The 24,843-nt window shown below is 27.8% G+C and carries 20 protein-coding genes; 1 reads left to right on the forward strand and 19 read right to left on the reverse strand.

Features of this window, described 5'->3' with window-relative positions; genetic code table 4:
- Positions 1 to 56: 56 nt before the first annotated feature.
- The 5 genes from EXC53_RS03545 to EXC53_RS03565 all read right to left on the reverse strand — a co-directional run bounded on the left by EXC53_RS03545 (position 57) and on the right by EXC53_RS03565 (position 9,588).
- A complete protein-coding gene (locus EXC53_RS03545; RefSeq protein ID WP_129724600.1) occupies positions 57 to 1,745 on the reverse strand; it encodes an IS1634 family transposase in 1,689 nt (562 codons plus the stop codon).
- 157 nt (positions 1,746 to 1,902) lie between these two features.
- The gene (locus EXC53_RS03550; RefSeq protein ID WP_119572187.1) at positions 1,903 to 4,434 is read right to left on the reverse strand and encodes an MIP family Ig-specific serine endopeptidase; all 2,532 of its coding nucleotides are present in this window, start codon (positions 4,432 to 4,434) and stop codon (positions 1,903 to 1,905) included.
- 2 nt (positions 4,435 to 4,436) lie between these two features.
- The gene (gene mip, locus EXC53_RS03555; protein WP_119572188.1) at positions 4,437 to 6,674 is read right to left on the reverse strand and encodes an Ig-specific serine endopeptidase MIP; all 2,238 of its coding nucleotides are present in this window, start codon (positions 6,672 to 6,674) and stop codon (positions 4,437 to 4,439) included.
- Positions 6,675 to 6,676: 2 nt separating this feature from the next.
- Positions 6,677 to 8,053 carry an MSC_0618 family F1-like ATPase beta subunit gene (locus tag EXC53_RS03560; protein ID WP_119572189.1) on the reverse strand — a complete coding sequence of 459 codons (1,377 nt, stop codon included), beginning with the start codon at positions 8,051 to 8,053 and terminating at the stop codon, positions 6,677 to 6,679.
- A complete protein-coding gene (locus EXC53_RS03565; RefSeq protein WP_119572190.1) occupies positions 8,053 to 9,588 on the reverse strand; it encodes an MSC_0619 family F1-like ATPase alpha subunit in 1,536 nt (511 codons plus the stop codon). The genes EXC53_RS03560 and EXC53_RS03565 overlap by 1 nt, the downstream gene beginning before the upstream one ends.
- Positions 9,589 to 9,603: 15 nt before the next feature.
- Between EXC53_RS03565 and EXC53_RS03570 the strand changes: the two genes are divergently transcribed.
- Positions 9,604 to 9,837, forward strand: coding sequence for a hypothetical protein (locus EXC53_RS03570; RefSeq protein ID WP_129724748.1), 234 nt, complete (start codon positions 9,604 to 9,606; stop codon positions 9,835 to 9,837).
- Positions 9,838 to 9,866: 29 nt separating this feature from the next.
- Here EXC53_RS03570 and EXC53_RS03575 read toward each other — a convergent pair whose 3' ends face one another.
- The 14 genes from EXC53_RS03575 to rpsM all read right to left on the reverse strand — a co-directional run bounded on the left by EXC53_RS03575 (position 9,867) and on the right by rpsM (position 24,833).
- Entirely contained in the window at positions 9,867 to 11,081 is a 1,215-nt protein-coding gene (locus EXC53_RS03575) for an IS3 family transposase (protein WP_129724513.1), read from the reverse strand.
- 18 nt (positions 11,082 to 11,099) lie between these two features.
- Positions 11,100 to 13,040, reverse strand: a complete 1,941-nt coding sequence (locus EXC53_RS03580; protein WP_119572282.1) for an MSC_0620 family F1-like ATPase-associated subunit — start codon at positions 13,038 to 13,040, stop codon at positions 11,100 to 11,102.
- A complete protein-coding gene (locus tag EXC53_RS03585) occupies positions 13,016 to 13,504 on the reverse strand; it encodes an MSC_0621 family F1-like ATPase epsilon subunit (protein ID WP_119572283.1) in 489 nt (162 codons plus the stop codon). Before EXC53_RS03585 ends, EXC53_RS03580 begins: the two co-directional genes overlap by 25 nt.
- A complete protein-coding gene (locus tag EXC53_RS03590; RefSeq protein ID WP_119572284.1) occupies positions 13,497 to 14,426 on the reverse strand; it encodes an MSC_0622 family F1-like ATPase gamma subunit in 930 nt (309 codons plus the stop codon). The genes EXC53_RS03585 and EXC53_RS03590 overlap by 8 nt, the downstream gene beginning before the upstream one ends.
- A 2-nt stretch (positions 14,427 to 14,428) precedes the next feature.
- Positions 14,429 to 14,935: an MSC_0623 family F1-like ATPase-associated protein gene (locus tag EXC53_RS03595; protein WP_119572285.1), complete on the reverse strand. Its 507-nt coding sequence runs from the start codon at positions 14,933 to 14,935 to the stop codon at positions 14,429 to 14,431.
- A 1-nt stretch (position 14,936) separates the two neighbouring features.
- The gene (locus tag EXC53_RS03600; protein ID WP_408634284.1) at positions 14,937 to 15,905 is read right to left on the reverse strand and encodes an MSC_0624 family F1-like ATPase-associated membrane protein; all 969 of its coding nucleotides are present in this window, start codon (positions 15,903 to 15,905) and stop codon (positions 14,937 to 14,939) included.
- The gene (locus EXC53_RS03605) at positions 15,898 to 17,112 is read right to left on the reverse strand and encodes an IS3 family transposase (protein ID WP_129724679.1); all 1,215 of its coding nucleotides are present in this window, start codon (positions 17,110 to 17,112) and stop codon (positions 15,898 to 15,900) included. Before EXC53_RS03605 ends, EXC53_RS03600 begins: the two co-directional genes overlap by 8 nt.
- 31 nt (positions 17,113 to 17,143) lie before the next feature.
- A complete protein-coding gene (locus tag EXC53_RS03610; RefSeq protein WP_119572106.1) occupies positions 17,144 to 17,668 on the reverse strand; it encodes a hypothetical protein in 525 nt (174 codons plus the stop codon).
- Complete coding sequence (locus tag EXC53_RS03615; RefSeq protein ID WP_119572107.1) at positions 17,655 to 20,789, reverse strand: putative immunoglobulin-blocking virulence protein; 3,135 nt, start codon at positions 20,787 to 20,789, stop codon at positions 17,655 to 17,657. Before EXC53_RS03615 ends, EXC53_RS03610 begins: the two co-directional genes overlap by 14 nt.
- Before the next feature lie 219 nt (positions 20,790 to 21,008).
- Entirely contained in the window at positions 21,009 to 22,571 is a 1,563-nt protein-coding gene (locus EXC53_RS03620) for an APC family permease (RefSeq protein ID WP_119572108.1), read from the reverse strand.
- A gap of 99 nt (positions 22,572 to 22,670) precedes the next feature.
- Positions 22,671 to 23,033, reverse strand: a complete 363-nt coding sequence (gene rplQ / locus EXC53_RS03625) for a 50S ribosomal protein L17 (RefSeq protein ID WP_119572109.1) — start codon at positions 23,031 to 23,033, stop codon at positions 22,671 to 22,673.
- Between the two features lies 1 nt (position 23,034).
- Positions 23,035 to 24,042, reverse strand: coding sequence for a DNA-directed RNA polymerase subunit alpha (locus EXC53_RS03630; protein ID WP_119572110.1), 1,008 nt, complete (start codon positions 24,040 to 24,042; stop codon positions 23,035 to 23,037).
- Positions 24,043 to 24,072: 30 nt separating this feature from the next.
- Positions 24,073 to 24,462, reverse strand: a complete 390-nt coding sequence (gene rpsK, locus EXC53_RS03635) for a 30S ribosomal protein S11 (RefSeq protein ID WP_119572111.1) — start codon at positions 24,460 to 24,462, stop codon at positions 24,073 to 24,075.
- 2 nt (positions 24,463 to 24,464) lie between these two features.
- Positions 24,465 to 24,833 carry a 30S ribosomal protein S13 gene (gene rpsM, locus EXC53_RS03640; protein WP_119572112.1) on the reverse strand — a complete coding sequence of 123 codons (369 nt, stop codon included), beginning with the start codon at positions 24,831 to 24,833 and terminating at the stop codon, positions 24,465 to 24,467.
- Positions 24,834 to 24,843 lie beyond the last annotated feature (10 nt).

Below are 24,843 nucleotides of genomic sequence, written 5' to 3' on the forward strand. Positions count from 1 at the left end.
AAGAAAAAAACGAATACACCTACAAATAAGGCGTATTCGTTTTTTGTACTTTTAAATTACAATGATAGACCATCCACTGCATATTGAAAATCACTATATATTTTGTTTAATTCCTTATGTTCTGGGTCTAAATTATTCTTGATTTCACTTACAACTTTACCATTCACAGTCTTTGTTGTGATTGTTATAAGTTTCAATGCATCTATAAACATATTCATTGTGAGTTTTTGGATCTCTCCATTATCTTTATAAAATTTCTTTAATTTATAAATGCAATATTTCAAAACAATTAGAGATAAAAAGCATAAAAATACATGAGATTGAATATGCTCGTCTTTATAAACGTACATCGGCCTAACTTCGATTGCTGATTTTAAGGTTCTGAAACCTTCTTCCACTTTTCATTGTCCCTTATATATTTCATTCGCTTCTTTTGAATCTATGTTTGTTATGTTGGTTTCAATCATATAAAAGCCATCTTCATTAGCTACTTTTTTAATTTTTTCGATATTTAATCTTCCGACTGTTTTACCATCTACATCCATATACTTTTTCTTATATTCAGGAACCAAAGCACTTAATGGCAATTCACCGTTAATAGACTTTTTCTCCAATTTATTAATAAGATTTTGTCTTTTTATTTTGTCTAAAGTTTGTTTTGAAGGGCTAAAATAGACAAATTGTTTTCTAAAAGTATCGCTATATCTTTTTTTATTTTTGTTTTTAGCTCAAACAGATTGGACGAATCTAGATTTAGTAAAATAATCATTTTCTTGAACAAACCCTTGATCATTTACTATAAATGCTTTATCTTCTTTTCCAAGAATATCAATACGTTTCTGTACTATATATTTATATCCTTTTTGTTCTAAATATCTTAAATTTGCATTTTGACTAATACCTTTATCAGCAACTATTATTGTGTCTTTTGTTTTGTAAATTCTTTGCATTTCAATTAAAAATTTCACAAGAGTTTTAGAATCTCCAGTATTTCCTTCGAAGACTTTATAGTGAAAAGGAATACCATTATTATCAACTGCCATAGCCACAACAATTTGATCTTCATCATGCTTTCCATCTTTAGAAAAACCTCTTTGTCTCAAACCATCTCTTGAAAAACTTTGAAAATAAACAGTTGTATTATCAAAATGCATTAATTTTGTGTTTCTAGTTGTCAATTCTTGCATTTTGTTATAAATATTGACTAAAATTGTATTTTTATATTCTAAAAAAGTATCAAAATAGTTATAAATTGAAGATTTTTTTACATCTATCTTATGTAAAAAATCATTTTTGTTTTTGTATTGACAAATATAACTTCTTGGTTGAATTATTCTTGTTGCAACAATAAATTCTAATACTTCTTCTAAAGATTTGTGTTTAGTTTTAGGTAATCCTTTAAATAAATCTAGTTCTTTAATTACTTTATAAATAAGTTCAATACCAACGTTTTTTACATTTGTTTCGACAGATGTTGGGTTAAGTAATTGGAAAAATTTGGTTTTAACTTCAATTTTATCTTCTCCAACAGGAACCAATCTAGCAATTGGTTTTAAATCATCGATGTTTTGCAGAGAATATTTTTCTTTAATTTCTTCTCAATAACCTAATCCAACTAAATTCCCAATCCCTTTACCGTATCCTTTTGATATTCCTAATGCAATGTAAATCCCTTTTGGGTTTTTTCTTTTATACAAAATGTAGTTGCTCATATTTATATTATACATTATTATCATTGTAATCATTGTAAAAAATTAAAATAATTAAAAATTGTACTTATATACTATGTATATAAGTAATAAGGTAAAAGGTATAAAAAAGAGCTTCCAACTTGGAAACTCAGGATTTAATGATATAAAAATTAATTAAAAAACACCTTAAATTATTAAGGTGTTTCTAGCACTAAAATCCTTCAGGGAAAAGTGCTGTTTTTTTACTTCGATCTCCAAAACCTTCTTCACCTTTGTAAATTAAACGAAGGTTTTGTCTATAAGAATGTGTTTGTTTTGGAAAACGCAATTGATCTGTTCCGTCAATTAAGTTATAAGCATAAACGATATTGCTATTAAATTCGCTTCTTATATCAACTGATTGCACAAGTGGTGCAATTGTTGCATTTTTCATAAGATCACCATAGTTTACATCTCCTGTTACATTGTTATAAATACCAACTATTTCTCCAAATTCATTATAAGCAACACTACCTGATGCTCCATAATAAAGTGAAGAGAATTTGATGTTTTGATTAGAACCATAAAAACTAAGTAACGGACGGTTTCATACCTTTGTATAAATTTGTACATTATCATTTAAAACTTTTGATTCAAAATCATTAGTTGAATAACTAAAAGCTTTTTTATTCTCAGGTGATCTAAAATATGAAGTTTCTTCATTATTTCTTTCAAGTGGATTATTTTGCATTCAATGAGCACTTGTATTTGAATTTAATTGTGGATATCCACCAATATAAATATTCTTAATATTAGGTAGTGAAATATTATCATATTGACCATAATAATCACTTGAAGCTAATAAATTTTTACCTTTTGAAATGTAATCTGCAACAATAAAAGGATAATCACTTGTTTTGCGGTTTGGATTACGTTTTTCTTTCATTCTTTTAACATATGAATCAACCGCAGCGATTGCTTTTTGAATTCAACCTTTTGCTTTTGAATCATCTTGAAGAACATTTAAATCTACATCTAATTCAAAAATACCAAAATCCACATAATAAGGAATGTAATCTATACTATCAACATAAGATATCATTTTTTGATATCTTTCATGATCTTCCGGAGAAGCAATATTGCTATTAAGTTCACTTATTTTTTCCTTATAATCTTTTTTATACTCTGCAACACGATTTAAATCATAAATATTTTTATTCATAAAGTCTAAACCTGCAAAAACCATTTTGACTTCCCATGCACCTAAAGATCAGTTTTCTACAAATTCAACAGTTCCACCTTTTTCTTGAATGTGTTTTTTATAAGAATTATTTGGAATTGAATCAAAATTAGAAGGATAATTTGTCGTTTTTCCTAATTTAAATGTTGATAATTTATTTAATGACGGATCTCCATAATTTAATTGTTTAGAAAGCTCGTCTGATAAAGTATTAGAAAATTTATCTAAAACGTGCATATTTGTTGCAAAAAATAACTTATATTTATTTTCTTGTCCATTACCTTCATATCTATGATAGTCAATTAATCATGCTGTTCCTTGCGAAACATCTCTAATAAGAGTGTTTCCTGTTGAAGAATTTTCTAGAATATCATATTTTATGGCAAATGTTCTATCATAAATTTCTTTATAAATTGTTGTAGGATCAACTACTTCAAATTGTGAAGCAAACTCTGGGTATGTATGGGTTTTTATATCATACATAGGAAAGTTTGGAAAACCAGGGAAAGTTGGTATTGTAGGTTCAGGATTTGGTTGAGGTTGAGGTTGTGGTTGAGGTTGTGGTTGAGGTTGTGGTTGAGGTTGTGGTTGAGGTTGTGGTTGAGGTTGTGGTTGAGGTTGTGGTTGAGGTTGTGGTTGAGGTTGTGGTTGAGGTTGTGGTTGAGGTTGTGGTTGAGGTTGTGGATTAACATGAGGCTCTGTTGGTGTAGGATCATGATTTGGAAGCGGATCAAGTGGTGGTTCTTCTTTTGGCTGAGTTTCTTTTTTTGGAAAATCAGGTAAATCTTTTAAAGTTTTTTCAATTGAACTTACAACTTGAATAGTTGGTAGATTATTTTCGTATCCATAAATTTTTGCAAGTTGAGTTTTTTGAATAATTTCAGTTTCATAATCCCTTAATTCATTACCAATTCTAAGCATTTTAGTTAAACGATTGGTTCTTTCGGAATTTGCATAAATAAATTGATTATTAATTCTATTAAATTCTTGATCAATTTCATTTAATTTTTCTCTAACACCTTTTCGCTCTTTGATTTTTTCAACAATTTCTAAAAATAAAGCTTTTAAAGATTGATTATTTGTTTGAAAGTTTTCAAAATTGTCAACCTCAATTTTTAATTTTTTAACAACTTCACGCTCTAAAGAATTTGAAGATTTAGTTTCTGCAAGTTTAATTTTAGTTTTAATTAATTCGTTTAATTCTAATAATTTAGTGTTTAACTCTTCTTTTTTAACTGCAATTTGTTCTTTTTCTTGCTTAGATTTATTAATTTTTTCACTAAATTCCGGAAGTGACTTATTATATTGCACAAATAATTCAATTAATTGATCAATTTTATCTCTTAGTTCATAAATATCAGATTTTAATTTATTCACAACTTCCATGATATTAAAGTCAGAAGGTAAATCTGCTTTTGAACCATTAATATTTTTTTTAGAAACACTTTGGAAACAAGAAGTTGCTATAAAAGGTATTGAAGTTGCTATTAATCCTAATCAAATTTTTTTATATTTTTTACGCATTGTTAGTCCTTAAATTTGTATTCTTCAGGAATAACACTTGTTCCTTGTTTAAATAATTTTGTTTTGTAATTTCCACCATAAATTTGCATTAATTTTTCACGGTAAGAAGAAATTTGGTATTTACCTCCACCATAAATAAGATCGTATTGTTCTAAATTATAGCTACCATATTGATTATTGTAATTGTGTCCATTACTTCTAAAAGCTTGTGCAAGTGATACTTGCGAAATTCCTTGAGCATCCGCTGTTGCATAAGAAATACCCAAAATGTTGTTGTACATATCTCTGACGCTACTTCCAGAAGCTCCGGCCATTGGTTGTCAGCTATTAAGAACATAACCTAAACCATAGTTAATGTAATATCTTCCTTGATATTGACTTGTTTTATCACGTAAATTTAAAACATCAAAAGCTTCATTTGTTTCCGCTTTAATTAACGGAGAAGTTATGGTAATATCTGTAATCCCTGGTTTATCTACAAAATTACGAAAGGCTAATGATTTAGATAATCCATATCCATATTCAGCAATACCTTTTGATGGATCAGAAGATTTATTAGTTCATAAACTAGAAGTAAATTTTAAAGTTACTTTTTGTGCTGGTGGGAGTGCATCACGATTGATTGTATGATCAGAATCTGCATTTGGGAAACCAAGTGCTAAAAAGTTAACATTAATTCTAGAAATTGCTTTTGAAGTTCCATCGATATTAATATTTACTTTTTCTTTAGTTAATTTATCATAGTCAGTTAAAACATTATAAGTTGCAGGTTTTGACTGTTGTTCGCTAGGTAAATCTGCGTATCCTGCTGTAATTTGTTTTGCTAATTCATGATAATCTGTGTATTTTGTTTCTTCACTTGTTCCACCTGTAATTTGCTTACGAATAACAGCATTAATATCTGCACTCTTAGGTTTTGCAAAATCAATTTCTAAAACTGCAAAATCAGCCATTTCTTCAACACCTTGGAATTCCGGGTTTGAAAGATAATCTTTTGGTGATTGACTTAAAAAGTTTGTTCCCAAGTAAACAATTCTAACTTGTGAAGGATCTAAAGAAATTTTTTCAACACTAGGATCCATGCTTGTAGTCTCTAAAAGTTTATTAATTGGTGTTGATTTTGTGAAATGATTTAATTCAACACTAACTGTTTTACCTTGCAATTCATCCGCAATGTGTTTAATTTGCTTTTTGATTTTGTTGTATTCAATGATGTATGGACTTAGATTGTTTAAATCTGCTGTAGAATATTTCTTTTCTAATTCTTTTGCTTTTGTAGAATTAGGACCTTGCTCTTTTTTATATTTTTCGATTAATGCTTGATCACGTTTATATTCTTCTTCCATTTCTTTTTCACGAATTAACAATGATTTTTGAGCATTTAATTCTTCTTCTAATTTTGGTTCATTTAAGTAAGGATCATTGCTTCCGGCTACTTTTTTGAAAGGCATTGCAACGTGTAAGTTTGTCGCAAGATATCACTTAGTTGGATATTTACCTGTTTCATCAAGTTGGTAATCTAAAATTCAAGCAGTACCTAAGAAATTTTGACTTGAACTTACATTCATTTTTTTAAGTTCTGGATCATTTTTAATTAATTCATTGTCATTATGAAAAATAATTGAATAAGACTCTAAAGCAATTTGCTTGTAATTTTCATTTGCTAATTTTCTCGCTGTTCCTCTATCACCTGGTGTTGATTTACGGTAGTATTGTCTAAAAGTACCTCGAATAGGATTGATTTTAATTTTGTTATTTCCTGATGGTAATGAATAATTTTTTAAGTAAGAATCAATGTAGTAAGGTTGAAAACTATTTTTAGATTGCTCATTGAAAGCGTTAATGATTTGGATATTTTGAGTTTTGAAATTTTGAGCAATTTTAGGAGGAAATTGTTGTGCTAATCTATTGAAATAATCAACTTCATCATCTACATATTCATTAATAACTTTTGCATTTTCTGGTGTTATGCTATATTTTAGATCGTTTGTTGTAATATGTAATGTATCCTCATCTATTACAATCGGATTGCTTGGATTTTCACCTGGGTTTTCACTACTTCCTCCACCATTTTGGTTTTCGCTTCCATTTTCATTGCTTCCACCATTTTCATTATCTCCTGGATTAACTGGTTTAGGTTCTTCCTTTTTGATTGCAGGTTGGCAGGCTCCTGAAGCTAAAACCGTAGCAAATGGAACTAGTCCAAAAAGTAATAAAAACTTGTTCTTTACTTTTTTCATAATTACTCCTTATCTAAATTTTCAATTTTTAAATCATCAACAGATTTAATGTATAAAAATTCATGAGCAGGAACTTCTAAAAATTCCCCAGATAAAATTCTTTCAACAGACTTAATTGTTTCTTTTAAAGGAACAAAAACTCCTTTTTCATGTGTAAAATGTTCTGTCATAAAGAAGTATTGTGAAAAGAAGTTTTGTAACTGTAATGTTTTCTTAACAATAATTTTAGAATCTTCATCAAGTTCATCAATACCTAGAATTAAAATAACATCTTCAAGTTCTTTGTATCTCTGGAATACTTTTTTAACTTCCACAATAGCATTATAGTGTCTTTCTCCGATAATTGCAGGATCGACACTATTTGAAGAAGATTCAAGTGGATCAAAAGCAGGATAAATGTTTTTTGAAGCAACATCACGAGAAAGAACTAATGATCCATTTAAGTGACTGAAAACAGCAACTGTTGATGGATCTGAAAGGTCGTCCATTGGTAAGAAAACAGTTTGAAAACTTGTGATAGCACCATTTTCGTTTGTGAATAAACGGTTTTCAACTTCTGAAATTTCAGTATTTAAAGTAGCTTGGTATCCACCAATTGATGTCTTTTTATCAAGTGAAACAGCTGTTTCACTTCCAGCTTGCAAGAAACGGAAAACGTTGTCAATAAATAATAAAACATTTTCTTTATTTGAATCTCTTAAATATTCAGCAGCTGTAATACCAACTGGTACAATTGACATTCTTGAACCAGCTCTTTCGTTCATTTGAGCAATATACATAGTTGAGTTGCTCATTAAGTTTGAATTAGTTAAATCTTCAAAAAGTTCAACCCCTTCTCTTGAACGTTCTCCAGCTCCAATGAAAATAGATGAGGTTCTTTCTTGGTTTTGTGAAAGGTTAAAAATAATTTCTTTCATTAAAACGGTTTTACCAACTCCAGCTCCACCAAAAATACCAATTTTTGATCCTTTTAGAATCGGAATGAAAAAGTCAATTGCTTTAATTCCGGTTTCTAAAACAACCGGTCTAAATGAATAGTCACTATTAACTGTGATTGTTGAATCCATTTCAACATAATCTAACTTAGCATCAGGATTAGTTAATGAAAGACCTTCAACATTAAAAACATGACCTTTAGCTTTATCTCCAATTGGAACTTGGAATGATTTACCTGTTGAATAAACTTCTTGTCCAATAATTAAATCTTCATCACTTTTAACAATAATTGCTAAAAGTTGATTTTCATTAATGATTTTTTTCACTAAAAGAACACTAGTATCATTTTTAGTTTTTAAAACGACATTGATTTTAGGTAAGCTTTCTTTTTCAAAAGTTACTTCAACTACGTCACTTCAAATTTTAGTTAATTTAGCACTCATTATTTAACCTCCACTAATAATTTTGAAATTTTACTAATTAATTCATGATCAATTGGTGTAAATTCTTCTTTTGAATTTAATTCAATATTTCAGTTTAAATTATTTGCTTTTGCAAATTCAAAGAGTGCAAACTTGAAGAAATTACGAGCAAGTTCATCACTTTTTTGTTTATTAGCTAATAAATTTTGGAAAATTTGGAAAGCTAATTTATCATGATGAATGAATAGATCGATAAATTTTAAAGCTAATTGGATATCACTAATTCCGTTTAAAATTCCTCAAGTTACTAATTTTGAAGTTAAAAACATTACTTCTTCTGAATAACTTGATACACCTTTTTGAATAAACATACTTTCTGCAATCGCACCATTTGATAATAATGTCTTTAAACTATCATTTAAATCATATTTTAATGAAGCTAAATTAATTTGACGCTTATATGATTTATATAATTTTCCAATTTCAGAAGCTACTTTGGCAATATATGGTTTTTGAACATTACCACCAATTCTACTTACAGAAAGTTGAATATCAACAGCCGGAATTTTTCCTGATGCAAATAAATCCGAGTTAGTTACAATTTGACCGTCTGTAATTGAAATAACATTCGAAGCAATTAATGATGTAATATCATTTTCAATAGTTTGAATAATCGGTAAGGCTGTAATTGATTTTCTTCCTAAAAATTTCCCACTTCTTTCTAATAATTTAGAGTGAGTATAGAACATATCACCTGGAAAGGCTTCTTTACCAACTGGTTTGTTAATTAATAAGGCGATTTCACGCACAACATTCGCATGGTTAGTTAAGCTATCAAAAATAATTAAAACATCATCTGTCATTGAAATATTTTCAGCATGAGCCATCGCTACATATGGTGCTAAATATTGTTCATATGGACTACTTGAAGAAGCGTCAATAATAAAGGTGTAATCTAAAGCCCCATTGTCTTTTAAAATTTTATAAGCAGCTGACACTTGTTCTTTTTGCTGACCGATTGAAACGTAAATACATTTAACATTTTTACCTTTTTGATTAATAATTGTATTTAATGCGATAAATGTTTTTCCTGTTTTACGATCACCGATAATTAATTCTCTTTGCCCTTTTCCGATCGGAATTAAAAGATCAATATTAATGTATCCTGTATAAAGTTGTTCTGATAATGGACGGAAATCTAAAAGTTTGTTATTTGAATTAAAAATTTCATGTTCAACTTGGTAGCTTTCACTTCCTAAGGTTGCATCTTGTGGGAAAAGAACTTGTGAATTGATGTCGATAATTTTCCCATAAACATCAAGTGGTGTTTTTGCTAAGTTACTTGCTTTTAGTTCGCTTACTTCTTGGCCAACAATAATTTCACCAAGACCTTTACTTGCAAGGCAATATGCTTTATCTCCTGTTGCAGAAATTAACAACATATGAACTTCTAAGTCTTTATTTTTTAATTTGAAAATTTGATTTTGTTTGTAATTATATTTTCCCGATAACTCAATCACGTAATCGAAAATAGCTGTAATAACAGGATTTTTCATTACATTCCTCCTAAAATGATTGTAATAAGTAAAGCAATTGCACCGATCAAGGTTGAAATTGAAATTCCAGCGATTGCTCATTTAAGTTTTTTATTGAATTTGATTTTATTTGATTTCTTTAATTTGATAATTAATGCAGAAAGTAATGTTCCTAACGATACAATAAATAGAGAAATTGTCGCAGGAATTAAAAGTGCATTTTTCTTTGATTTAGTTCCAACAGGAGAGGTATTTTTAACCAATAAATAAGATTCTTTAATAAACTAGGACAGAAAAAATTAACAATTTATCAAATTGGATAGCCCCATACTATATTCGTATGGGGTTTTTCAATTCAAACATGATTGAATTCTAAATTTATTGTATCAATGAACATAATTAGATATCACTTTTTCTAGTTCACTCAAAGTCATAGCTTTGATATTTAAATCTCTAATTAATTCAGTTTTTAAATTTGAAAATCAATATTCCACAACTCTATTATCTAAACTATTTCCTACTTTTGAAAGTGAAATTATTCCACCTTTATTTTGAATAAAACGAGAAAAATCATCAGATGTATAAGTTGAGCAATGATCTGAATGTAATATAAAACTTTTTTCAAAATCAACATTTTCAAATGTTTTGTAAATTAATTTGGAATCATTAAATTTAGAAAGAGAAAAACTAATTATTTCTTTAGTTTTATGTTTAATTACTACTGAAAGATAAACATTATTGTTTATTGCATCTTTTGTCGCTGGAAGATATGTTACATCAGTAGCATATATATTTCTGTTATATACATCATTATAATCTCTATTAACAATGTTTTCTTTTATGACAGATGTATTCTTTACTTCTTTTAGTTTTTTTCTTTTTCTGACATTGCAAAATAAACCTAAGGCATTCATATATCTTCCCAGAGTTCTTTCGTTTATGTCTATTTTATAGTGCTTTAAGATAAAATATTTTAATTTTTGTCTACCATATTTAGATCTATTTTGTTTAAATGAATCAATAATCAAGTCTTGGTACTTTATTTTTCTGGATTTAATTCTAGGAGCAAAATTATTTCTTTTATGTTTGGATATTGTTTGTCTACAAAGATACAACAAAATAGCAAGTTTATACGAAGCCATATTAATATGTGATGCCTCTTGAACTTTTTCTGTTTTAAATTTATCTTTTGTAATTTCTCTATATCTTTTTGCAATTTCAATTAAATCTTCTCGTGTAAAAATGTCTCAATTTATATCTTGTTCTTTCGCTTTTCTTGACCTACCGGTTCCAGGCTTTCTTGGTTTTTTATTCATATTAAAATTATAATGTTTTAATATTCTTCGTAATCTCGCTTTCACATATTTATCTTTTGCTTTTGCACCATATTTATACATCAGTTCAATCGCATCCTTTTTACCTAATTGAAAAAATGTATTATAAATTTCTTTTTCTTGTTCTTCTGTAAAATGTTTTCCCATTTTTTCTCCTTTAAAAATATAAAAAATTAACATTCGAAGGAATGTTAATTTTTATTGTCCTAGTTTATTAAAGCTTTGTTTTTTAGCTTCAAGTTCTTGATTTTGATTATCACCAACTGGCTGAGCAAGAACTTCATCAATACTTAAAACACTTAAATTAATTAAAAGTTTTTGAATTTGTGTTACAAAAAGTAATAAGATGTTATATTTTTCTTCGATTGTAAAATAAGGTGAGTTATTAACCCCTTTAATTAAATCAATATCTTTTTCGATAATATTAAATCCTTTTTCATAAACTTTTAAATCATATTTAAAGTAAGCGAAATTATTTTTAATTGCAATTTGACGACTTTCAGAATTTAAAAGTTGTAAGAAACGACTATATAAAGTTCGATATGATTCAGAAAGATATTCAAAGTAACCATAAATAACATCTTCAAAATCTAAGTTAATCCGATCTAGTGAACCTAAAAAGAGATTTAAAATTGCTTTTTTATAATTAGAATCTGTTACTTGTGGTTTTTGAACTGTATCTTGATAAAGAGTAATTAAATTTTTAAGTTTTTCTTGGAACTCTGGTAAGTCAATTAATCTCTGAGCTTCAACAATCATATTGTAAACAGCCATAATAACAGTATCACTTCCGATTTTTTTAAGACGCATAGTTTCGCCAATACCTAGTGCATCATAGAATTTTTTGAAAGTTGTTTGAAGTAAGTCATAAGCTGCTTCAGCACTTTTTGTGTATTTTTTAGTTGCGAATTTTTCAACAGCAGTTGAGTAAGTTCTTTGAAGTTCTGTATTAATCCGATCTTTAATTTGAACATTTGCAAGCAATACTCCACCTTCAACTCTAAGGTCTAAGATTTTATATTCATACCGAGTAAAAATAGAGTTAGCAAATTTAAATTTATTATTTGTAAAAATTGGATTGTTTTGTGATTCATCAACAAAAGTTTGATAATTTTCTGGTACTAATGAATCATAAAATTCATATGATACAAATGGTTTCAGATTTGGTACATTTTGAATTTCACTTGTGTTTTCAAGTGGATCTTCAATTGGCTCATCGATAATTGGAACTGTTGGAACATTATCTTCATCATCTTGATCATTTGAATTTTGAAGTAAGTCAAATGAAAGAAAACGATGTAAAATCTTTTCACGAATATACTCATTTCAACTTTTATAATTCTCTGGTAAAGTAATTTCTACACCATCATGATTTTCGTTAAATTGTAAAGTTGTTAAAGCATATTTATTCGCATTTGCTTCATCAGTAATTTTTAAAACCGGTACATCTTGATCATTGTAAAAAATATCAGAAAAGCTTGCTGAAAGTTGATCAAAATAACCATTAACTTTGTCTTGAAATTCAATTAAAGTTAAGTTATTAATGCTTTCTGATTCGACTTCTCCTTTTGAAAATTCTGAATTTCCATAATTTGTGCCTGCTTCAATTCCGAACTTAGTGTTTGAATAATTTGTTCCATCATAACCAATATTAGCTTCATAAAATTTTTCGTTATATGCTAAAACTTTCGGGAAAGTAATATCTATCCCATATTGATCTGGTGTTTTAATAATTTCTGCTTTTTGTTTTTCAAGATAATCAGCAACTTTTTGTAGATAAACAGCTTGTACAATTGTTTGTGGATTCTTATTAACTGTTTCGTCATCTAAGTTCAAAAGATTTCCGGCTAATTTACGAAGTTCTTTAACTTTTGCGTCAATAATTTCACCTAGCTTTGTATTTTGAATTTTTGCTAGTTCATCTTTAAATTTTGGAAAATCTTTATCAACTGTTTTTGGTTTGGTTGGTTGAGCAGGATTCGCATTACCGTCTGTTGTAGTATTTCCGGTATTAGTATTTGAGTTTGAATTATTTTCTGTTGTTGAATTTGAATCACCAGCTGAAATAGCAAAAGGCAGAGCAACTATCGGACTAGCAGAACCTAAAATTAAATTTAAATATTTTCTTCTGAGTTTCATTGCACTTCCTTTCTAACTAATGAAAAATTCACTTCAGCTTCTTTATCAAATAAAATATTTTCTAAATTATTTAAATGTAAAACATCTTGAAATGATAAGTTGTTATCAATTAAAGCATGCAACATCTTTGCTTCTGTTTTGATTTTTTTCAGCTCTTTTAAGTCGGCTTCAAATACTTTTTTCTCAATTGTTTCTTGTAAGTAAAATTTCACCTCACCTTTGTAGCTTAAATTAATTTCTTGATTTTGATAAATCGCAAGTGCATTTCTTAAAATTGCATAATAAGTTTGTTTTTGACCTTGAAAATTAGAAACAACAAAACGACAAAACATTTTTGGTAAGCTTAAAATTGAATCATTTTTAAAATTAAGTCAGCTATCTTTTAATTGATTATTAATTTCAAAACTTTCAATTTTTAAAGCAGTTTTTTCACCACTACTTGTAATTAAATTTAAATTAATCATGTTGCTCCTCTTGAACTACTAGTTTCTTCTCAGAATGTAACAAATCTTTTTTCTTACTTAATAGTGACAATTGTTCAACTTCAAGTTCACGTTTTCCACGCAACATTTTTAAACGCATTTGCTTAAATTTCTTTTCAAGATCATGAATTTTTTGATTTTCAGCAACTAATTTATACTTTAAATAAATTAAAGAAGATTCACTCAGTAAAGTTAAAGTAATATAAGTTAAATATGAGTTTAATTCAGAACTAATAAATTCATCAACACTTGGATAAATTTTCATTTTCTTAAAATTTAAATTTAAATTAATTTCTTTTTTAGTCGGTAATTCAAAATTAAGTTTATTAATTGGTAAAACTTCAAAAAAGTTACCTTTTAATTTTGTTGAGTTAATAATGAATTTAACATTATAAAATGAAAATTGTTGAAGATAATATTCAAGAAAATTAGGAAGTACTTCCGAAAGAACTTCAACATTATTTTCTGGATATTCAAAAATAACATTGAATTTATTTTCTAAAGCAAAATTAATTGCTCTTTGACCAATTGTAATTAGTAAGTCATTTTTCTTGATGTTTTGACTTAAAAATTGTTCATGCTTAAAATATGAGTTAGTAGAATATTGTTCTTCCTCTGTAACATAAATTCAAATTGAATTTTCAAAATTAGAATTTTGTTTTTTAGCAAGTGTTTTGTTTAAGATTTTACGAAGAAATCCTTCATCAAATAATTCATCATTAGTTGCAACTTCACTTTGTAATTGCTCAATTAACTGACGTGAACTTAATGCATGATGATAAAAATGATTAATTCGTTGTGATAATTTTAAAATGTTAATTAAAGTAATATTTTTTCTTGATTCGACAATTTTCATTAATTTATTAAGACTGTTTAATTTTGCATTGATTTTTTTAACATGCATAACTAATTAAATTCTTTACCAAAGAAAAGAGAATACTTATTAATTTCTTGATTATAAGTAACAATTAAATTAGGATAAATTTCAACAGCCAGTTTTTTTAATAAAAGTGAATTTAAAAGATGATTTAAATTTTTAAGTAAATAATTTTTATTTGGATTATCACTAAGCGATAAATTAAGTGTTTTTAAATTTGAATTAACTTCAGCTTTGATGCAAGGAACTAAATTTTCAAGACTAAAGCTTAAATTGCGATCAAATGAGATAACAAAACTTTGAAAACGTAATTCGTTTTTAGAAGCTAAATAATCTTTGATTTGTTCAAGAAGTTCAACTACAATTGGATCATTTTTAGTGTAATTACTTTCTAATAATCACTGATTGATAAAAGACTCATAGCTAATTAATTCCGGACTATTTTTATATTCATTAAAATTACGGTAAATTGTGTTTTGATATTTTTGTTGTGCATCTGTTAATGCGTTTTTAGGTTTTGATTTGAAAAAGAACATATTAATGAACCTCCTTTATTTTGTTTTGAGCTTGATATTTTTCGACTTTTTTGACTAAATAGAATAAATAAGCTCATTTTGCGATTTGAACAATAATCACTACAAAGATAAATGCTAAAACTACTAAAACTAAAAGACTATGTAAGTCAAGAGTTAAATAGATTGAAGATAACAATTTATTTTGGTTTGCACTCATTAATAAATCTAAAGCATCAACAATTAAAATAGCACCAAATAAAATAAAACAAATGCTAAGAATGAATTTAATCTTTATAGAAATTCTTTTAAAGATAATTTTAGTAAGAATCATAAATCCTACCAAGAAAAGAACAACACCTAAACTAATGATATTTTGGTTAAATCTAGAATTTGCTCCAATTCCGAAAATTAAAAAACTTAAAAAGAGAAAGAAAGCAAAAATCGAAATTAAAAGTTCTCTAAAATTCATTTGATTTCTTTTATCAACAACATATTTTGCAATTGCAAAATAACAAATTAATAAAAGAAGTGCAACAATAAAGAATAATCCATAATTTAAGTGATCGATATTTGATTTAACAATAATTCCTGCACTTTTGTATGAAATTGGCATTTTAGCACTTAAATAAATAAATGTTGCTAAAAGACCAAATGCAGCAAAAGCAAAAATTTCTAAAATTAGTGATTTGCGTTTAGTTTGTTTATTGAAATATGTTGCGTAAAAACTGCCTCCAAAACCAATTACAAATGCAAAAACAATTAAGGTAATGTAAATTAAGCTCATTTTGTTTTCTGTGTTTAAAGCACTATCTAACATTTTGTAATTTTGGTTTTGATCAGTAAATAATTTATCAATACTTTCTGCTTTAATTACTAAAATTGAAAGTAAAGCAAAAGCAGTTAAACTTAATAAAACTTTAAAAACAAAACTAATAAAACGAACTTTAATAAAAACTAAATAGGATAAACTAGGACAGAAAAAATTAACAATTTATCAAATTGGATAGCCCCATACTATATTCGTATGGGGTTTTTCAATTTAGACATGATTGAATTCTAAATTTGTTGTATCAATTAACATAATTAGATATTACTTTTTCTAGTTCACTCAAAGTCATAGCTTTGATATTTAAATCTCTAATTAATTCAGTTTTTAAATTTGAAAATCAATATTCCACAACTCTATTATCTAAACTGTTTCCCACTTTTGAAAGTGAAATTATTCCACCTTTATTTTGAATAAAACGAGAAAAATCATCAGATGTATAAGTTGAGCAATGATCTGAATGTAGTATAAAACTTTTTTCAAAATCAACATTTTCAAATGTTTTGTAAATTAATTTTGAATCATTAAATTTGGAAAGAGAAAAACTAATTATTTCTTTAGTTTTATGTTTAATCACTACTGAAAGATAAACATTATTGTTTATCGCATCTTTTGTCGCTGGGAGATATGTTACATCAGTAGCATATATATTTCTGTTATATACATCGTTATAATCTCTATTCACAATGTTTTCTTTTATGATAGATGTGTTCTTTACTTCTTTTAATTTTTTTCTTTTTCTGATATTGCAAAATAAACCTAAGGCATTCATATATCTTCCTAGAGTTCTTTCGTTTATGTCTATTTTATAGTGCTTTAAGATAAAATATTTTAATTTTTGTCTACCATATTTAGATCTATTTTGTTTAAATGAATCAATAATCAAGTCTTGGTACTTTATTTTTCTGGATTTATTTTTAGGAGCAAAATTATTTCTTTTATGTTTGGATATTGTTTGTCTACAAAGATACAACAAAATAGCAAGTTTATACGAAGCCATATTAATATTTGATGCCTCTTGAACTTTCTCTGTTTTAAATTTATCTTTTGTAATTTCTCTATATCTTTTTGCAATTTCAATTAAATCTTCTCGTGTAAAAATGTCTCAATTTATATCTTGTTCTTTCACTTTTCTTGACCTACCGGTTCCAGGCTTTCTTGGTTTTTTATTCATATTACAATTATAATGTTTTAATATTCCTCGTAATCTTGCTTTCACATATTTATCTTTTGCTTTTGCACCATATTTATACATAAGTTCAATTGCATACTTTTTGCCTAATTGAAAAAATGTATTATAAATTTCTTTTTCTTGTTCTTCTGTAAAATGTTTACCCATTTTTTCTCCTTTAAAAATATAAAAAATGAACATTCGAAGGAATGTTAATTTTTTCTGTCCTAGTTTAGGATGGAGTTTGTTTTTTAGTTCTGATAAAAATAAATAATTCTAAACCAAAATTAATTAATAAAGTAACTAAAAAAGGTACCGCTTCATATAATAAGAAAATTGGTTTAGTTTCAAATCCAATTGGTTTTCAAAACATAAAACCAAAAGTTATAAAAGCTAGTATTCAAAAACTCAAAATTAAAAATAATGTGTACTTAAATTTAAGTGAATATCTTCAAAGTCGATACGAACTATATAATGCATACATTCAAGTAAAATTAAAAATAATTAATGTATAAAGAACTGCAAAGTTTCTACTTTTAAAAATTAAGTTACTAAAATTAAATAAATTAGCAAATCCTAAGTAACTTTTATTGTTGGTATTTACTTGACTACCAATTAATTTATCTAGGCTAAATAAAGTAAATAAGATTAATCCTAGAAAAATTAGTAGTGTAAAACCTTTAACTCCCGAAGCGACAAAACTTAAAGTTTTATTTTTTGTCAAACTAGGTTGTTTTGTTTGTTTAATCGAAGTCAAATCCACCTCCTCTTTCTTCTTCTAAAGCGGTTCTAATTTGGAATCTTGAATCCCAAGCTGGTGAACCTTTTAAAATTTGTAGAACATCATCGTTATCAACAACAATTGTTCGAATGTTGGTGTTATTTACTACACCAGTTAAGAAACCTTGTAGCTCCTTAGCTCATTTCCCACTAAAATCGCTAGCATTTCCTTTAAAATGAATTTTAGTTGTTCTATCATTTCCAAATAAAATCTTTGGTTTTTCATTAGGTCCTCAGTCCGCTAAAATTGCACTATATTGACTAGCACCTAAATCTGAAATATCAAGTGTAAATGTTGTTCCGCTTGAAGGAAGTTTTAATACTCTAAATTTATGTTTATAAAGATTAATATCTTTTAAAGATTTTAATTTTGTTTCAGAAAGATCAATTTTAATTGGTCAACCTTGATCTCCATGTTCTCCATTGAAGATTCTTCAATCTTTATGAGTTTCTAAAACAATATCAAAGGCTTTTTTCACTTCCTCAAAACTAGAATCTGCACTTGGACGAATTATATTAAATTGAATTGGACCATATTGGACTTGACTTGATTGATAATTATCAAATCCTTTTGTAGCAGTTCAATCGTGAGCAACAAAATCTGTATGTTGAAAAATAATTGGGTCAATTCCTCAACCATAAATAAATGGTCTATTGCTCATATCTCCTAAGTTATCATCAACATTATTGATACTTGTTCCTAATTCAACTTGTGCAAAGTGTTTGTTTTTTAAGTAAGAAATTCCGGCCATTTTTTCAGTATCAAAAATTAAAGTTAATTTATTGATTGAACTTGGAATATCTCTTAAAATTTCACTAATATCTTGTTCTGGATTTTTAGTACCTATATTTTTGATAAATAATCCCGAAATTTCAGGTCTTTGTTTAAGGTATTCAATAATATCTTGCACCGCTTGTGGATTTGATGCATCCATGAAAGTAATTAATTGTTTACCTTGTTTTTTACCTGCATCATTATCGTCGGTAGCTGTATATTCCATAGTTGTAATTCCGCTACCACCAATAAAGGTTCGATTATCTGAACCAAAAGATCATTCTGGATTAGTTTTTGTTTTATATTTAGGATCTTTCCATAATGATTTTTTCTTTCAACCATAATAGTCACCATTTCCAAGTTGACTTCCGTTACGTCCTCATTTTGCGTTGTTTCCTGAGTTAGCGAGACCACGTTTTAAATTAAGCTCTTTGTTTCTAACAAAAGCAGGATTATAATCATCGCTTGGGAAACCTCATCTTGGATTAAGATCGACAAAACTATTTCCGAAAACTAAAATTTTTCCTTCTGCTAAATATTTATCAGCATCTTCAAGCATTGCATTTAATTGATTTTTTAAACTTTCTTTTTGTTGTTCAGTTGTTAAATCTGCCATTGGGAAAGCACTAACTGTACCTAATTCTTTTAAAGTTGCACCATTTAAGTATTTAACCAATCTACCTAATTCAGCATCTGAGAGATTACTATAAACTTTACGTAAATCTTCAGCGTTAAAAGTATAATTTGGACTACTAATTTTTGCAACTAATGCACGCATATTAGTTAATTTTTGTTTTTGAGCAGTTAAAATTTCTCCACTTAATTTTGCTCCCTCAACAACTGGCATAGTTGATGGTTTATCATACCTTTGAGCACGAGCATCAATTGTTGAACCACCAGCTTGAATAATTTTATTAATTTCTTCCTTACTTAATTTGTTAGAAGTATTATTTTTCGGAGCAGGTGGAACTGGTTTAGGTTCTACTGGCTTTTCAGGAGTAGGAACAGGTTCTGGCTCAGGTTTGGGTTTTTCAGGAATTGGTTCAGGTTTTGGAGGTTTATTAATTAACTCAACAAGATAGGTGTTTGTATTATCCGTTTTACCTCTACTAATATCTCTTTTAGTATTCTCAGGAGCTAGTTTATAATCTTGTGGTAAAAACTGTTCAATAGTTAAAGTAACATCTTTAAATTCTTCAAATAAAATGTTTTTAATAATTTGATTATCTACTGTTTTAAAAATAAATCTTGTTAAATCTTTTTCACGAATTTTATCTAATGGAACAATATTTGTTTGATCAAATTTAATTGAATTTGCATCATAACTAGAACTAATTTCATAAGCTTTTGGTTTGAGTTTTTTGATTTGCTCTAAACTAATTCCAACTTCGCCATAAGTGATAATTTTTTGTAAATCACCAATTTGTTGACCTTGATACTTAAAGATAAAAGTTGTAGTATGTTTAACTTGTGTTTTTTTAATGAAAAATGTATATTCATTTTTGTGTTCAAGTTCCTCAATTGGTTGCGGTTGAATACTTTGAGCTTCAAATTCATAACCTTGCGGAATATAAAGTGATGGATGAATTTTTTGATCATCTATTGTGATTACTTTTTGTTTATGAATTAATGTTTGAGCATTATCATGTAACTTATATAAAATTCAAGTAGTATATTCTTTGTGGATTTTATCAACCAAAATGTCATTCACTTTTCCTAAAACAAGTTCAGGAGCTTCATGATTTTTAGGTAATTGGTACCCTTCTGGTAAATAAGTCATTAAATTAAATTGGTTAAAATCTTCTAAATCTAAAATAACAGGTGTTCCCACTTCTTGGTTATTAGCTATATCAATAAATCTAAAAGTTGTTTTTTGAGCTTGTTTAATTGGTTGAATTTGAATAATATTTAATTCACCAGGATTTAAAACAATATCGCTACCTTTTGGATAAAGTTCAGGGACAAGCATATATCCTTCGGGAATATCTTTTGCAATGTTGTATTTTAGTTCTTGATTTTTCTTAGTTTTAAATTTCAAGCGTTGACCAATGATTTCTTCTCCATAATGAAATTCCACTGTTGTTTCAATTTCATCTAAAATAACGTTAACGTCGCTTAATGAATTAAATTGCGGTTTAATAATGATATTAATGTGATCTGATAAAATTGGTTCAACTACCCGTTCACCTAAACTTGTTTTTTCTTCGATATCTGATTTTGCACGAGAATGAAAAACGATAGAACTAATCCCTATCGCACCCATTATAGAGCTTCCAAGCACAAGCATTGATTTTAGAATCTTATTTTTTCTAGCTCTAATCATTTCTATCTCCCTAAAATTAATAAAAAAATAAATAACATATTATTATAACATTAGTTTGAGTTATTCATTTTTACATATAAATTATAAATTTTTGGTTTCTTTTTTTTTTTTTTTTGTGAAATTTTTCATTTTGCAAATTAATTTCATAAGGACTTGATAGATCAAATCATTGGTGTAGAAAAAAATATTAAAACAAGAGTTATAACTCCTATTTTAATATTAATTAGTATGGTTATTATTTGCAAGGAAATTTCCAAAAGCAAGTGAGTTAAAATCTTGTCACTGTTCTTTTTTATGATTTTTTCGAACAATAAAATAATTTAAAACTAAAAAGATAATAAAAATTGCTAAAACTGTTCAAAAAATAATTCCTTCAATAAAATATGTTCAGTTTGGATATGGATAAAATACTCCACTATTACTTGGTTGTTTTTGAATTAACAAGTAAAGATTTTTGTAAAAAAGATCAAAACCCATAATAAATGCAATTAAAAGAATGGTTATTGGGGCAACAATTTTAAAAATTGTACTTGCCTCTTTTTGTTGTTTAATTGAATCTTTTCATGCCAAAAATATTGCATAAGCATACACCAAGAAAAAGATTGTAACTGGTAAATTAGTCAGAGCATCTAAAATCGAGTCTTGCTTTGTGAAAATACTAATTAAGCCTACTATCAAAATAAAACCAAAGTAGAAGATAAGTTGTAAAACTAATCCGCCTAAACCTGATTTTTTAAGATTTAATTTGTGTAATCATTGATAACCAAGAATCTGTTTTTCCTCAACTAAAGCTTGATGACTTCTTAATGTTGCTAATGAAATTGAATTACATACAAAATAACCACTAACTCCAAGTAGTAAATAAATGGCAATTTGTAGACCTTTAACTAAATTCGGTTTGTTTTTAACAATAATTGAAAAAATTTGAACAACATTTGGATATCCTGTTAGTCCAACTCCTAATGAAATTAAAAAATAAATAACAGCTGCAATTACTATTGTCAAAACAGATACTAGTGGAATTTGTTTTGGTTTTGCCATATCACTAGCTAAATTTCCAATTGATAAAAATGAATCAAAAGCAAAAAGAACAATTGGAAGTGATAAAAAGAGACCACTTCAATTAAATCCATGTGTTGAAGGAACATATTCAGTTCCTAAATTTGGTGTTGTAGTATTAATTGTTGGATTTGTCGCTGAACCGACAAAAGCAATAATAATCGCAATTGCAAGTGGCACAATTTTAAAAAAGAATGAAAACTTCTGAATTGCGACCATCACATTTAAAGCCAAAAAGTTAATGGCTAAAATTGCTAAATAAACAAAGATTCCGGTTAAAACTACATAAATAAATGGAATTTGTTCAACCGAAATACCTCGAATTGTCGCTACTGCTTGAAAAATCATTTCTGTTGATAAAATTGGTAAAATACTACATAAAATTCCGTAATAAAAAATAGCATGAGCCACTTTAGCAATGTTTCCCTGAATTGGTGAGCTAAAATGACGAATTCAACCTGCTAAACCTGACTTAGAATTATGAGATTTACCAACCTGAATAAAGCAGTAAGCAGTTAATAATGAAATTAAACCTCCTAAAATTCAAACTAAAAGAAAACTATAAATACTAAATTGTGAAATTGGTGGATTACTTGCACTTGCAATTACTTGATTTTTAAAAATACTAATATTTTTAAAAAAGATCCCAATCCCAATTACGGAAGAGACGCTAATTGCTAATGAAGCAAAAAAACCTATTTTCCTAACTTTTTGTTTTTTCATGTTTAAAATTATATAGCAAAAGTCAAAAGAAAAATTCTACCGAGGTAGAATTTTTGTTTTTATTTAAAATTATTTGGTTATTAAAGCTTGAAAATAGGATTAAACTAATTCAATGATTGCCATACGTGTGTTGTCACCTTGACGTTTTGGTAATTTAATAATTCTTGTGTATCCACCTTGTCTTTCAGCGTATTTAGGTGCAATTTCTGAAAATAAGAATTTAAGTACTTCTTGACCGTTTTTTGCTTGAATTGGACGTAGATATCCAGCAACAATTCTTCTGTTTGCTAAAGTTGGGTTTTTTGCTTTAGTAAGCATTCTTTCTGCGTGTCTTCTAACTTCTTTCGCTCTTGTAACAGTAGTTGTAATTCTACCGTTTGCAAAAAGTTCACTAACTAAAGAACGCATTACACCATTTCTTCATTTTGTATCACGTGAATAAATTTGTGTTGGGTTCGCCATATTATTCGTCTCCTTCTTTTAATTCGTAACCGTGTTCTTTAAGTTTATCAACAATTTCTTGGATTGATTTTTTTCCTAAATTCTTAGTTTGTTCAAGTTCTTCATATTTCATTGAAGCAATTTGACTAAGTTTGGTTCTTTTAATTCTTTTTAAAGCGTTTAATGAACGTACAGATAAATTAAGTTCTGTAATATCAATATCTTGCTCATCTTTACTTTCTGTTTCCTTGATTTCTTCTTCGAATAAATCAACTCTTGACATATTCTCAACATCACCAATAACTTGAAGGTGAGCAATTAAAATCTCACTAGCTGTTCTTAATGCATCTTTTGCTTTTACAGTTCCATCTGTTTTGATAACAAATTCAAGTCTTTCTTCAATTTTATTTGAAGATGAGTTTAATTCAGTTACGTTGTAACGAACTTTTTCAATTGGTGAAAAGTTTGAATCAACAGCAATGAATTTTCCTTTTTTAATATCTGTTTCTAACTCTGATTCTTTTTTACTTAAAAATACTTTGTTTTCTTCGTATGACATGAAACCACGTCCTGGACGAAGGAAGATTTCTAATTTAAGAGCATTTTCTGACATAACTTCAGCAATATGTAAGTTGTGATCAATAACTTCAATACCTGCTTGGTTTTTAACTTCTAAATAGCGAGAGTGAATTACACCTTTTTCTTCAGAATTTAATGTAACTTTAACAATTTCATTGTCAGCAATTACTTCTGGCCGATATGAGAAACGCACTTTTCTAAGATTCATAATTAAGCTTGGAACATCTTCTACAACATCTTTAATTGTTTGGAATTCATGTTCTACACCTTCAATACGAATTGCGAAAGGTGCAAGTGATGTAATGCTTGAAAGTAAAGTTCTTCTTAAAGCAACACCAAGTGTGTTACCATAGCCTCTTTCTAAACCTTCTAAAACAAATTCTGTTTCATATTCACCAATTTGTTTAACATTAGGTTTTTCTTGATAAACTAATTTTTTCATTTTTTCCATTGGAATACCTTCTTTCAATTACGAATTAAATTATTTTTTCATACGTTCACGTTTTAAGATACGTTTTGGTGGTCTTGTTCCGTTGTGTGGAACTGGTGTAACGTCTTTAATTTCAGTAACTGTAATACCTGAAACTTCGATTTGTTTTCTTGCAGCATCTTTTCCTGCTCCAAGACCTTTTAATTCAACTTTAACTGTTTTAATACCTTGTTCCTTAGCAGCTTCAGCAGCAGCTTGTGCAGCTAAACCAGCAGCATATGGAGTTTTTTTCTTTGTTCCTTTGTATCCAATTGCTCCAGCTGAGCTTCAAGCAATAACATTTCCTTGTTCGTCTGCAAAGGTAACAATTGTGTTTTGGTTTGTTGAGTGAATGTGAGCTACACCACTAACAATGTTTTTTTTCTTAGTTTTACGAGCCATTATTATTTACCTTTCTTTCCAGCAACAGTTTTTCTTGGACCTTTACGTGTACGAGCATTCTTTTGAGTTGATTGTCCTCTTACAGGAAGTCCTCTACGGTGTCTAATTCCACGGTAGCATTTAATTTCCATTAAACGTTTAATGTTTAATGTAACTTCTCTTCTTAAATCACCTTCTGTTAAATAATCTTTAGCAGCTTCACGAATTTTTGCTAATTCTTCTTCTGATAAGTTTTTAACACGAGCATTTTCGTCAATGTTAGCTTTTTTACAAATTTCTTGTGCTGTAGTTTTTCCAATTCCATAAATGTATGTTAATGAAATAACGATACGTTTATCATTTGGGATTTCAACGTTTAAAATACGTGCCATCTTTGTTCTC

Origin of the sequence: Mycoplasmopsis gallopavonis (assembly GCF_900660635.1) — a bacterium.
In the GTDB taxonomy this organism is placed as follows: domain Bacteria; phylum Bacillota_I; class Bacilli_A; order Mycoplasmatales; family Metamycoplasmataceae; genus Mycoplasmopsis; species Mycoplasmopsis gallopavonis.